This window comes from [Clostridium] symbiosum ATCC 14940 (assembly GCF_000466485.1).
Taxonomy (GTDB): domain Bacteria; phylum Bacillota; class Clostridia; order Lachnospirales; family Lachnospiraceae; genus Otoolea; species Otoolea symbiosa.
The window spans coordinates 1-14,197 of sequence record NZ_KE992920.1; the positions used below are offsets into that span (position 1 = coordinate 1).

The 14,197-nt window shown below is 47.2% G+C and carries 6 protein-coding genes; 1 reads left to right on the plus strand and 5 read right to left on the minus strand.

From position 1 onward, the window contains the following. Window positions 1–732: 732 nt before the first annotated feature. Entirely contained in the window at window positions 733–3,390 is a 2,658-nt protein-coding gene (gene secA / locus CLOSYM_RS11725; protein WP_003502892.1) for a preprotein translocase subunit SecA, read from the minus strand. Between the two features lie 838 nt (window positions 3,391–4,228). On the opposite strand from secA, the gene hpf reads away from it, so the two are divergent. Further along, window positions 4,229–4,756 (plus strand): ribosome hibernation-promoting factor, HPF/YfiA family, encoded by a 528-nt coding sequence (hpf, locus tag CLOSYM_RS11730; protein WP_003502891.1) that lies wholly within the window; start codon window positions 4,229–4,231, stop codon window positions 4,754–4,756. 149 nt (window positions 4,757–4,905) lie between these two features. On the opposite strand, the gene CLOSYM_RS11735 is transcribed toward hpf, so the two are convergent. From CLOSYM_RS11735 to CLOSYM_RS11750, 4 genes are all read right to left on the minus strand, one after another. Continuing rightward, a complete protein-coding gene (locus CLOSYM_RS11735; RefSeq protein ID WP_044902383.1) occupies window positions 4,906–10,209 on the minus strand; it encodes a DUF5057 domain-containing protein in 5,304 nt (1,767 codons plus the stop codon). Between the two features lie 66 nt (window positions 10,210–10,275). Then, window positions 10,276–11,061 (minus strand): PilW family protein, encoded by a 786-nt coding sequence (locus CLOSYM_RS11740; protein ID WP_044902384.1) that lies wholly within the window; start codon window positions 11,059–11,061, stop codon window positions 10,276–10,278. 124 nt (window positions 11,062–11,185) lie between these two features. Further along, complete coding sequence (locus tag CLOSYM_RS11745; protein WP_021642268.1) at window positions 11,186–11,758, minus strand: prepilin-type N-terminal cleavage/methylation domain-containing protein; 573 nt, start codon at window positions 11,756–11,758, stop codon at window positions 11,186–11,188. Beyond that, window positions 11,755–14,166: a hypothetical protein gene (locus CLOSYM_RS11750; RefSeq protein ID WP_021642269.1), complete on the minus strand. Its 2,412-nt coding sequence runs from the start codon at window positions 14,164–14,166 to the stop codon at window positions 11,755–11,757. Before CLOSYM_RS11750 ends, CLOSYM_RS11745 begins: the two co-directional genes overlap by 4 nt. Window positions 14,167–14,197 lie beyond the last annotated feature (31 nt).

Sequence of the window (14,197 nt, forward strand, 5' to 3'; positions counted from 1 at the left end):
AGTTCGAAGCTCAAGTTGTCCCGGATTTTGCCCTGGTAGGGCCAAAATCCGCCCGGCACGCTTTGCCTCCCTCTGCCTAAGAGCTATCGTCTCTCGGGCGAACGTCCTTCCGGATATCATTCTCTCCTTCTCCGCCGGAAGATTTCGGCAGTATCTCCTTCTCCCGGAAGTTCTTCGCCGGGACGAAAGACTCCGCTGGGTGTATCGGCCCCGTCCACTGGCCTGCAGCCGCTGATTGTCTCACGCGTTAAGTGCGGGGGCGGATCTTGTCGCGGCCACTCAGTGCTTACGTGTGCGGGAAATACCATATGCCTACAATGTGCCTTTATGAAAGAATTGCGCTAGATTTGATATCAGCCAGCCGGAAACACGTAGTGGCCGCGACAGGGTCCTCCCCATTTAAGGTTGGAGAGAATCCGCGGTCGAAGCGGACCATGTCCGGTGCCGCGAAAACTTCCGCCTGAGTTTTCCGTCCCCGGAGAAACCCTGACCCGGGGAAGTAGGCGGAATCAATTGCGGAGGGGACCTGGGAGTCCGCCGGTGCTTAGCGAGGTTCCACACGAGCCTAGAACCGATGCGCACTCCAAAGAGTGCAAACGGTCCCCGCAGCAATTCATTCCGGCCGAATTCCCCCCTCACGACAACCTACCCGGGGATGGAAAGTCTCAGTCACCCTCTCACCACACCGGACATAGTCCGTTCCGGACGCGTCCTCCTACCTCAGTTAAATCTCTATTTCTCTTCCTTCTTCCCGCCCTGCGGCAGAATCTGCATCTGAACCGTCTTATTCTTAAGCTCCGGATTGGAATTCATCTCCTGCAGTATTTTGCGTCCGCAGCACTGTTTGAATTTCTTGCCGGAACCGCATGGACACGGATCATTTGGATAAATCTTTTTCGCCTCACGCTTTTTCGGCGCATTGACGGCGGTATCATCCTTGTTGGTTCCCGTCACCTTGGCCGCCGGTTCACGCTCCACCTTCTGCTCCACACGGATATGGAACAGGATGCGCACTGTATCTTCACGGATTGCGGCAGTCATGCTGTCGAACATCTCATATCCGCTCATCTTATACTCTACCAGAGGATCTCTCTGGCCATATGCCTGGAGGCCGATACCTTCACGGAGCTGATCCATATCATCAATATGAGCCATCCATTTTGCATCGATTACTTTCAGAAGAATAACACGCTCGATCTCACGGATCTGCTCTGCCTCCGGGAACTCTGCTTCCTTGGCTTCGTAAAGCTTTGTGGCAGCCTCCTTCAGCATGTGCTTTAATTCATTCTTCTTCATATCCTTCTGATCGTCTTTCAGCGCGACAGGAGGAAGCGGAATAATCGGAAGCAGCAGTGTATTCAGCTCCGTCAGATCCCATTCTTCTGTTCCCTGTTCATCAGAGATGGACATATCCACAGCATTTTCTACAATATCCGTAATCATCTTCATAATTACGGTTCTCATGCTTTCACCGTTTAATACGCGGCGGCGCTCGTCATAAATGACCTCACGCTGCTCGTTCATAACCTCATCATATTTCAGCAGGTTTTCACGGATGCCGTAGTTGTTGTTCTCGATCTTCATCTGGGCTTTTTCAATGGCGTTTGAAAGCATCTTATGCTCTATCTGCTCATTCTCCGGAACGCCCAATGCGTTAAACATATTCATCAGCTTCTCGGAACCGAAGAGACGCATCAGATCGTCTTCCAGAGAAATGTAGAAACGGGATTCACCCGGATCTCCCTGACGTCCTGAACGCCCGCGCAGCTGATTATCGATACGTCTGGATTCATGGCGCTCGGTACCGATGATCTTGAGACCGCCGATTTCCTTCGCCTTGTCGTCCAGCTTGATATCCGTACCACGGCCGGCCATGTTGGTAGCGATGGTTACCGCGCCGTGTACACCGGCATCGGCTACAATCTCAGCCTCCATCTCATGGAATTTGGCATTCAGCACCTTGTGCGGCACGCCGCGCCTTGTCAGCATCTTGCTTAAAAGCTCGGATGTCTCGATCGTAATCGTACCCACCAGAACAGGCTGTCCCTTTTCATGGGCTGCCACAACCTCATCCACAACAGCATGGAATTTCTCTTTTTTCGTCTTATATACAGCGTCGTCGTTATCATGACGGATTACCGGCTTATTCGTCGGAATTACGATAACGTCCATCTGGTAAATATTACGGAACTCCTTCTCCTCGGTTTGAGCCGTACCGGTCATACCGGCCTTCTTTGTAAACTTATTAAAGAAGTTCTGGAATGTGATGGTTGCAAGCGTTCTGCTCTCGCGGCGGACATTTACATGCTCCTTCGCCTCGATGGCCTGATGAAGTCCGTCGGAATAGCGGCGGCCCGGCATAATACGTCCCGTAAACTCATCTACAATCAGGACCTCGTCGTCCTTCACCACATAATCCTTATCGCGGAACATCAGGTTGTTGGCGCGCAGTGCAAGAATAATATTATGCTGAATCTCCAGGTTCTGCGGATCCGCCAGGTTCTCTATATGGAAGAATTCCTCCACTTTCTTGACGCCGGCCTCTGTCAGATTGACCACCTTGTCCTTCTCATTGACAATGAAGTCGCCCGTCTCCTCAATCTCTTCACCCATGATGGCCGATATCTTTGTAAATTCGGCTGATTCCTCTCCGCGTTCCAGCTGGCGCGCCAGAATATCGCAGACTTCATATAACTTGGTGGATTTACCGCTCTGACCGGAAATGATAAGCGGTGTCCGCGCCTCGTCGATCAAGACGGAATCGACCTCATCGATGATGGCATAATCCAGATTTCTTAAAACCATCTGTTCCTTATATATAGCCATATTATCGCGGAGATAGTCAAAACCAAGCTCATTGTTGGTTACATAGGTGATGTCACAGTTATATGCCGCCCGGCGCTCGTCCGGAGTCATCGCATTTAATACCACGCCGACGGAAAGTCCCAGGAATCTGTGAACCTCTCCCATCCACTCGGCATCTCGCTTTGCCAGATAGTCGTTAACCGTAACGATAAATACGCCGTTGCCCTTCAGCGCATTCAGATAAGCCGGGGCTGTGGAAACAAGCGTCTTTCCTTCACCTGTCTTCATCTCGGCAATACGTCCCTGGTGCAGAACAATTCCGCCAATGAGCTGTACCGGATAATGCTCCATATTAAGGACACGCCTTGAGGCTTCTCTGATGGTGGCAAATGCCTCCGGCAGAATGTCATCCAATGTTTCACCCTTTTCCAGACGCTCTCTGAACTTTCTGGTATTGTCCTTCAGCTCATCGTCCGTCAGCTTTTCCATCTCCGGCTTCAAAGCAACAATCTTATCCACAATGGGATAAATCAGCTTTAGTTCACGCTCGCTGTGAGTTCCAAACATTTTCTCTATCAGATTCATGCTTTACTCTCCTATTTCTATCATTATTTCTATTATCATCATTGCAAGCTCTTCTATTCATGCCAAAACTGCATAGTTATAGTTATACAATCTTACTTATTCTAACACTAACAAGGATTTTATTCAACGACTTCATAAATTTTTTACATTTTGTCCACATCCGCGCAATAGTTTCCAGGGCATCCCAGTGACATAATTCGTCATATTATGGTAAACTTAGCAAATTGCACAAAAAACTTGTTCTATTCACCAGTTGTCCACATTATCCACACCGTTTTCGCCAAAAATGTAGAAAAGTTATGCACACCCCACCTTGTCCATTTTAAGGGAAAAAGTAGTTATACACCGAGTTATCCACATTATCCACATCTTTTTTATGTTTATCACCATCTTTCCCCATCCAAAGTTCACCAACCTGATTTTTGTGTATATCTCATAAACTTGCATATTTCGACAAAAAATACAAGGATTATCCTTGACAGGAATATCAGGTTTTATATGGGTTCCGCGCGAGTTTTAAGTAGTTTTGAAGTTACTGTTCACACGGTTGTGTTCCGCGAGGTGTTTTCGTGCGCATTTTGCACGAAAATCCCGAGTTTTACGGCGCGAAACGGCGCTTTTTTCCGTTTCTGTGCATCGCGAAGCGTGTTATTGTTCGCAGCATGCCGCTTTTTGGCGGGATGTGAACAATAACGTTTTGAAACATTATGACGCCTAAATAATTTAGACTTTTTATAAAAAATTAACAATAATTGTCTTCGCAATTTTCCTTTTGTGATTGAATTTATCAAATAAAAGTGGTATACTATAAACATCCCAAGAAAAAGGAGCGATGTATATGCGTTATAAGATTACTGGAAGAAATATTAATGTTACCCCGGGGTTAAAAGCAGCAGTAGAGGAGAAAATCGGAAAACTTGAGCGATACTTCAATCAGGACACAGAAGCAATCATTACATTAAGTGTTGAAAAAGAACGTCAGAAAATCGAAGTTACCATTCCTGTAAAAGGCACCATTATCCGTGCGGAGCAGGAAAGCAACGATATGTACGTATCCATTGATTTGGTAGAAGAAATTATCGAGCGCCAGCTTAAAAAATATAAAAACAAGATTGTTGACAAAAAACAGGCGGCTATTGCATTCTCCGATTATTTCATGAATGAAGAGTATGAATCGGATGACGAAGTAAAAATTGTTAAAGTTAAGAGATTCGCGATGAAACCGATGGATCCGGAGGAAGCTTGTGTACAGATGGAACTTCTTGGACATGCCTTCTATGTATTCCTTAATTCGGAAACCGACCAGGTGAATGTGGTTTACAAGAGGAAAGGCAATACCTACGGATTGATTGAGCCGGAATTTTAGAATTGGCCCGTTAAACCGGTATTATAAGCATAGCAGTGGGGAGAACCGATTGACGGTTCTCCCCATTTAAAATGCCGCCAAAGCAGCCACTGCTCTGTGAAATTCATGGAGCCGCAGAGGTTCGCACTGCGGCGGCACGGATTGTACTGCTAGTCCAAATCGAACAGTTCGCGCTTTACGAGACGGATCTCCGCATAGATACTGTCTTTTCTTAACTTCCCGGCCTCCGGCGTCTCTGGGCCGATTATGATTGTCATTCCATCCATATCACCGTTAAATGCCATTTCCAGCCGGTACCATTGATCACTGGCGCCGCTTCCCAGGCTTCCTTTCTGCCCCGGTTCGCCTGCAACCTTCACTACCGGAAAGCTCGAAACCGTATTTTCTTCCGGAAGTTCCCCTATTGTGTAGGCCGATTCATCAAATACCGCCACCGAAGGAAGGCCGTCTTCATTCATCTCTCCCTTCTTCCCGATTGCCAACGGTACCGTCTCATTGTCTGCGGCATTCATCTTTTGTACCCGGAACAGAAGCTCCAGCTTGTCGTCGTAAGCATCGTAATAACAGGTATAGCGGTTCGGCGCACCGGTATTTCCCGCCAGTTCGATTCCCGATACCGTTCCTCCTTCCAATACTACGGTATCATAGAAGGACGTCTCCGCCGCCTCACTGTTCAGGGCGGCGTAAACCGTATTGATGAACAGTTTCATTTCCATATCCGGAACCAGTTCATCATCAGAACCTGATTCATCCGTGTCGTCATAAAGTGAAAAGCCGGTATAATAGATTTTACCTTTTGAATATAGATAGTAATTGTTTCCGGCGTCTCTTACCGTTGTATCAAAATATTTAGATTCATCGTCATTGCCCGAACCTGCAAATGTATACCAGACCGTCACATCGTCAACTTTCCCCTTGCCAGGCTCCCGCTCTAAATCAAGCTGATAGTATGGGGCATGGTTCTCTGCTATCCCAATTTTCGCTTCCGAAACTTCATTTTCAATCTTATAAGGATAAAGGCCAATCTGCCCCTCATTGAGCGGTTCAATATACTGTGTACGGGGTTTCACACCGATGGCAAGGTTCTGTGATATCTGTGTATTGTAAGGCGAAGTGGTATTCACCAGAGCCTCATAACTGCTGCCCGCCTTTGGTATAAATGCATATTCCAGCAAGGCTCCGTTTGTAAAGCCCTGGAGCTGCTCTATCTTTGTCCACCGCCTGCTGCTTCCCTTATCTCTTTTGTCGTCCGGCTTGATATCGGTTGTCACGGCAAAACGGTCCATACCCACCGCATAGCGCAGCGATTGCGTAAAGAAGTAATTCCAGTTGTTTTTATGAGGATACAGCGCATCGCCTTTTCCGGCCACATTGTTAAGAGTATACTTTGTCTCAACGGGATTATCGCTGTCTCCGGCTACTTTTTTCTGCCATACATAACCGTAGAAATTCGTCACGTCCTCCTCGAGACGGATGGACAGGTAATCGGCGCCGTTCGACTTGAATTTATAGTAAGTATCCCCGGCGATTACGATTGGAGCCGTCTCATCCACGATATCTTTGGAAATTGCTTCGTAGCTTCCGAGAGCTGCGTGGAGATCTTTGACATTAAATGTATTTTTTTTGATTGTGGTTCTCAGGGGATTCCCACCGGCATCTTCATACAGAGATCTCAGCTCCCCTTCCGTCACATAACCGTTCCTGGCATAAAAGTAGTAAATCCAGCTAAATGTTCTGTCTATCATATTCCTGAATTCGTTATAGAATTGGGCTGCGTTAACTTTTACCGGCGGGGAATTGGGATTCACTGTCTTTACCTCTTTTCCTCCTCCATTAAACCACCCGCCCCAGGTTTGCCACCCGATATACAGCTCCGAAATTTCTCTCCCGTCATCGGCTGCAGTCGGCCTCACAAGAGCCTTATAAGATCCTGCTTTTTCAGCCACCTCATGGAGACCCTCCGGATCGAGATAGACGGTCCCGTTTCCAATATTATGCTGATTGTCATTCCACTCTTTCTCATTTTTTTCCAGATAAGCTTCATACTGTTCTTTACTAATCCTGACCTTTTTGTAGTTTGGATCTGTTTCTGTCGGCTTCTCCCTCTGCCCTTCTTCAATCGTCATATTGCGGTAATAATAATCAACTTCCTCCGGGGCAAAGTAATTCTCCGAATTGACATAGGAAAATGCATCGTTTGTAAAGATAATTGGTTTTTTGAGTGTATCCGAATATTCCTTTAAAACTTTGGCCGCCTCCAGAGTATCCGTATCCGTTATATCGCCTTTCAGCTCCTGTGAAAAATCGGTTCCCACAATGATTAAATCATATGCCTTTAATTTTTCCGCAGTAATTTCCTTACCCTCACATTCTGCAGCAAAATCGCCTTCGGAAATTGTTTCAAATCCGGCATTTTCAAAGTCGATATGATACTCCCCGCCCTTTTGCTCCGCCTCATTAAACAGACGGACAAACTGTGGATTCTGTGACAGATTCTTACCTCCTGCCGTATCGGAATACGGCGTAATCTGCAGTATCTTCACGTCCTTCTTCTTTGTATCAGGATGCAGGTATCCGGTCCAGACTCCGGTGAGAGGATTATTTTTATCAAGAGTCGAAATCTGTACGCGGAACTGGCATATTTCCTCGATTGACTCAACCGGCACAGGAGAAGTATATCTGCCTTTCAGCAAGCCGCTCTCAAAGGTATAATCCCCCGGGGGCAAATCGCCGAATTTTACGGTAAACACCTGATCATTTTTAATATAATCCGTTGAATTATTTTCTTTACCCGGTTTGCCTGAGCCGTTTCCTCCGTCTCCCGCTTCATCGAAAATACCGTCGCCGTTCCGATCCACAATGATTGTCATTACCATATTCTCTGCCTGATCGCCTATGGGCAGCGTGATTTCGTAGTCAAACGTCAATGTATTCGTTCTGGCAAGCGCAGTCAGATCCGGCTTTGTCTCCGGACTCCATCCTTTCTCAGCGATTGAAGAAACAGCATTTCCGTTTTCATCCTTTATTAACCCGGTATCTTTTACCACAATTGACGGTTTATAATCTTTCATCAATGAGATTGTTTTACCTGCCGCTTCTTCAAGACCGGTACGCATTGATATCAGCCGATTATAGTAAGTTTCTTCCGGGGCTTTCGTATAATAGTCCCTCTCATCCTCCATTCCGTACAATGCGAAATATAATCTGGCATCCAAATCCAGCTCCTCTTCGTATGGCCTGGAATCCATATCGATGAAAATGAAATCGCCGATTTGTTTCCTCGCATCTACCAGGAGACGATCTGCCACAATAACCGGCTGGCCTGATTTTACGAATTCCGCCAGCTGCCGCTGCATATATGAGCTTATATCATTGCCGCTGAATCTGGCCTTGCTGACTGACTCATCGGCTCCTAATACCTGAAGCTCCAATGCCAGTTCCACATTTTTCAGGAAATAATAGTCCGGTGTTTTGGGCCACTGCTCCCTCAATCCGGGATTCCAGTACCGGCTGCTGCTGACCGTAAGAGGATAAGACCCTGTATTCAGCGAGGCGCCCTCTTTTTTCATTGCAATACCGGCATCAAATTTTGCTTTTGTCGTATAATCACCTGCCAGTAAACCGTTGAGCAGGGTCTGAGGAATTACCGCATCATCCAGGTAACCGTTATGGCGGTAAGGAATGCCGCTGCTGTAAGGGCCTCCCGCCCTGAAAAGAGAGGTGTCTTCCCCTATTAATATTAAATCATACTCCGCCGTCAAATCTACCGCCATACCATTTAATGTATTTGGCGTCACGTATGTAACGGAAATTTCGTCTTCATCCTCACCAATCGCCATTGCGAGTTTTGACAGATTTTCCGGAATCACAAGCCAGTAATTATTGGATGGTTCGATTTCCAGTACCTTGATCAGTCCCTCTGCCGCCTCCTGGGGCGGTCCGTCCGGCGTTACCGCTCCTCCTAATAAAATCTCTTCCACATCAATCTGGTGTTTGGAGCTTTCGCCTAAGAGGACCGGAACAAACGGGTAACTGATCCATCCTTCCATATAACGGATCACATTATCCCACTTTGTTTTGCCGATGTAACCTCCATTATGCAGGAGATCATATCCGGCTTCATACTTGTCTTCAAGTTTACAAATTTGATGCTTTTCATACTTTACCCGGTAATTTTCAAACGCCTGATAATCCTCTTCCGTGATTTTTCCGGCACTGCCCTCTTTATCTCTCAGCAGCCTTGCATACTTTAATAACGCATCCCATAATTCGGAATCCATAAACTCATAAAAGTCTTCATTTGAAAGGCTGCCCATTGACCTGAACCGTTCCAGGAATGTTTTTACATTGTCCGGCGGCGCATATTGTTCAGACGGATTATAAATAAAATATTTCAGCTTTTCAAAACTGTCTGTAAAGGTGGTACGGTCGAGCAGAACGGCATCATAAAATAACTTTTCATTCCAGGATGTTTCTCCGTTAAAGCTTCCAGTTCTGACGCCTTCTCCGTTGACAGCCGTGGTAATCATTTCTTTTATTCCGTCATCGATATAGGCTTTTCCGCTCAGCTTTGTTAAAAGCAGAATTAATTTATCAATATTTTTATCCGCATTTCCGGCTGACTTTTCGGATGCCACAATTGTCGCCTTATTTTTTGTATAGGCATGATCCAGAACAGCCAGCGCCGCATCCCATTGCATATCCATTGATTTCCAGCTATTCCCATTATCTTCCGAAATGCTGCCCTCATAGACGGCCTGGCCCCCTTTATTTGGCTCAATGACCTTTCCTTTTTCATCCTTTAATATGACTGACGGTTTATTATATTTCCAATATGCATACAGCGGATTCCGGTTATCGCCTCCGGACTGGTTGTATTTATAGGCCGACTCATTACTTTGGACTATAATAAGATCGGCTCTTTCCACGTCCTGAACCGTTATATCGCATGCGCTCTCAGACCTTACCTGAACTTTGCCTGCCCAGTCCTCCGCTTTTTTGCCGCTCTGGCAGAGAATGTTCTTCACAAAAATGTTATTGTTGGCGTACCGTCTGTTTTCTTTATCTCTCACCAGACCTGAGAATGGAAATTCAATAAAAAATGTTGCATTATTGTTTCCCCAGTCTAAGCTCCAGTAATCTTTTAACTCCTGTTCTTCCGTATAATACCCATTGATTGCCTCGACTGTCACAGGTTCCTGTCCTTCGACCAAATACCCCCATTGTCCCTGTCCTTCGTAAGGTACTATCTCCAAAACCACAAAGGGATGTTCTTTGCTGTATCTGGTCGGATCGAGCGCGGCTTCCGCCTGCTGTCTGCGGCCTGCAATCAGCAATATCCCGCCGGCCAGCACGCAGATCACCAGTATCGCCGCCACGGCTTTCCATACAGTATGCAGTTTTTTTCCGTCCCACGGAAATCTCTTTTTCTTTTTCTGTACGCGAACTTCCATTCCTGCCTCCTGATGCGCCATCGGTTTGAATTAACATTTTTACGGCCAGTACGGACCTGTATTGGGTCATGCCCCTGTTTCGGGCCCGCCGCCTGTACCGGTTTCTCCATTCCACCATAAAACCGCTATCCTGTTACGGGGCGCGGCACTGGTTGTCACAAAATAGCTTTTACTGTCCAGATATTGGAAAGTCAGAGCAAAATTCACACTTATCTTCCCATCTGTTTTGTAGAATCCATCGTCTTCATTGATCCGCTCATTTTCCGTCAATTCAGGGAAAATTGTAAAATCAAGCTTCTTTACTTTATCGCTGATCAGATATTCCCGGCCATTACCTGCATTTTCTTCTAATGCTGCCCTGACCGTCTCCAAAGACAGGACTCCAGGATTTCCCGATATTTTATCCCCTGTCCCGTCATGGCTCTCTCCGCCTGCGATGTCCGGGCCGGAATTAATGTCTTGTTCGGCCTTAAAGCCGCTGTTTTGATACAGACAGCCGGTCTCTTTGTTGAACCAGAATATCTCACCGGAGTACACATTCTTTCCGGCTTCCGTTTTCACCTCACCGGCAAACAGATAGCTTCCGCGTTCCCCTTCATTCAGATATAATGAACCGGCTCCCATGATCGCATTGCTGATTTTCCGGCTGACTGCCTGGCTCTCAGTCTGGATATTGGAGTAAGACGCCGTAGAACGGTAGAGGCGGGTGGAACTGCTAAACAGTGATGTTATCATAAGACCCACCACTGCCAAAACTGAAATACCGACCAGTAATTCAATTAGTGAAAAGCCTCCGTTTCCGGACTCTGTAAATGAATTTAATGAATTCGGCTCTTTGCTTTTTCTTTCCACGCGTCTTCCTCCTTTCCGCCCGATTTTTGTCTTTTCATCGCGCCGCACTACTCGGGAATTTCGCAAGAAACAGCGAAAATGCCTCGCGGAATACATCATGGCTGAACTGTCACAGATTTTTTCCCTACTTCACATTGCTGATATCGACCCGGCCATTTTCTTTATAAACTGTAATGGTTCTGGTACGTCCCACGCCGGTGACCTTAAGAGTGCCCGCTCCCTCCATGCAGGAGCCTGTATCTCGGTCGAACCGCCATGCATGAATCAGCTTCCCCTTCTCCAGGCTGCCCTCTCCGGTTTCGGCGCCGTCTGAAACGTTCCCTTCACCGTCAGGATCGCCGCTTCCGGACACCCATTCATAATCAACCGCGCCGGCATGCCCCAGTCTGACTTTCTCTGACCGGCTTTCCCAATATACGCCGCCTGACTCCCCGGATGCCTTTTCCTCGCTCTCCAGGATACAGTAATATTCTTTTTCCTTCAGATAAAGTCCCAGCCGCCACTTGCCCGCCTTAGACATGGAGGCCGTCCGGGCCATCAAGATCGCATTGCCGAGAGCGGCCGCATACTTCTCCGTTTCTTTTCTTCTTGCTGAATCGCTTCCCAGAAAAATCATGCCGCTGAGAACAAGCAGAATGGTCATGGCAATAATTAGCTCTATCAGTGAAAAACCGCTGTTGGTATTGTCTTTCATCATTTGCCGCCTCCCCGCTCACGTCCGGAACGGCTCCAGTTCTCTCTCGTAACAAAGTCTTCATAGTCGTTCAGCACAGTGGAGGCCGGATCGCTGTAATCATAAAAGTATTTTGCAGTCTCTTCTCTGTCCAGAATGGGTTCGTAAGTCTGCCCATCGGCGGTCAGCCTTGCGCTGCCCGTAACAGATATCTGACCTGCCGCCATAAACAGGCCGTTAAACGCTCCCTCTCCTCCAATCTCAATATCTTTTGCCGATACAACCAGCCCTCCGTCCATAGAAAAAGTTCTCCCCAGAGTTGTGACTGACGCGCTGTCCCCACCGGCCCCCAGCTCTACATGAACCGAGTCCCCGCTCAGCAGCACACAGCATCCGTTTTCTTTGATATAGACCGGTTCTCCTATTAGTTTTTTCACTTCATCAATTTTAACATAATTTCCAATCGGCAGTATCGATGAAATTCCCATGGCAGCTTCTCCGGCACGCCCTCCGACACGGTCTGTCTCCGCCAGATTGTCCTGTATATTTTTAAAAGAGGCATTCAGATTTCCAATCAGGTTCACCCATTCAAGTTTACTGCCGACACCGTCCTCCCCCTTCTTAAGGAGCTGAAAAAGATGTTCATCCTCCCCTTTATCCCCGGCTACCTGATATAGGGCGCCTGATGTATGAATCTGCTGGGACCCGCTGCCTTTAATATATATTCCGCTGCCGTCACCGCCGGCTGTCCCGCCGCTTTTCCCCATACGGCTTTTCTCCAGCAGATCGTCAAAAGATGAAGCGTTTTTATCCAGATAATTGACAAAATAGTCCCTTCTCTCACTTTCCGAATTAAAATTATAATAGATATAAATCTTTCCATTTAAAATTACCGGGACAACCGGGGAGTCCTGTGTTCCGGGTCCTGTAACTGTAATTTCTTTATCCGAATCGCTTTCTGCCTGAGGATTGTCTATCCGTATCTGATACTCCGCCTTCTTCCCGCCCATTTCATCGGGAAGCTCGACCTGAAGCGCCAGTGTATAGCCATCCGCCTCATCGGGCAAGAGTACCGGGTTGGAACCGGCAGCCTGTGTATTTCCATTCCATGCCAGGCGAATGGATGTCTCCGGTATCAAATACATCGTCTGAGTGGCCTTAACGGCCAGTGATTCTCCCATCGGGTAAACGTACTGCCCGTTCGTAATCGTATCGTCAAATCTCATATAGGCCCGTCCGGCCAGTATCAGGGAGTCAAGGCCCGTCAAATCAAGACTGCTCCCCCTGTCATTTATAATAACCGCGCTGCTTTTATTCGGTGTTTCCTGTTCCAGCGCGCTGCTGTCCCCTTCGTTTCCGTAGCCGTAATAAGAGCCTTTCAGGGTAACATTATTCTTATCGCCCTTCAGTGTCAAATCATCCTTGACAAATATGTCGGCATCCTCAGCGGTCAGGGTGGATGAGGCGTTAAGCTCAATCCCGTCTGCCCAGACGCGGCTCTTCGCCCCGGTATTCACAGCAGGGAAAATTGTAAGCTCCGCACGGTTGTCAGCCGTTATATTTCCCTTTGCCGCAATTAACCGGCCCGCCGCGTCAAGCTCGCTGTGGAATACCGTAATTGAATTGCCGTATATGTTTCCGGTAAACTCATTCACTGTTCTGCTTGTGCCGTTCTGGTTTACTTTTATATCCCCATTCGCCGCCAGGACATAGTCAAGCAGTGCATCGCCTTCATTCATGAACCTTACATAGGGCGCCCGTATTCTTAAATCCACGGTGACTGCCGACTCAATTCCGGTATCCGGATTTGTATAAATCAGACAGAAGCCTTTCAGGGTGATACCGCTGTAGCTGTCCCGCGGACCGGGGACGGACAGAGGCGCCGCATTGCCGGAGCCGGTCATCGCAAGCTCTTCCCCTTCCGGCATAACCTGTTTCTCCATGATAATTGAATCGATAAAAACCTCCAGATTCTGTTTCTGTATCGTATCCGAAAAAGAGGCCAGTTTCTCAGCCGCATTTTTAAGATTTTCCTCATTGTTTTCATCAGTGAGAGGAAGTGATAACCCCAAAGCGTTTTCGCCTGTCAGTTCCTTCATAAAACCGGCTCTCAGCCAGGCGTTCGCCTCATCGTTTGTTCTGTAGCCATCTTTATAAAGCTTCTCCATCACGCCAAGATAGTTTTCTTTCAGGATGTCACTCGCCATTCTTCCTGTCTGCGCATAAATCTCATCGAGCGCTGTCTCCAGATAGTAAAAATTCTTGTCTGATTTCCGGTTCAAATCTCTCATTCTGACATTCAAAAGCGCGGAGCTTAAAGCCATAATCCCCAATATGGCAATCAGAGAAAGGACAGTCAGCGCCAGAATCATGGCGGAACCTGAATTATTCAGTTTTTTCTTCTCCGGCAACTGGTTTCTAACTCGTCTCATTCCGGAACCTCCTGTCTCTTTTACTGCCGTA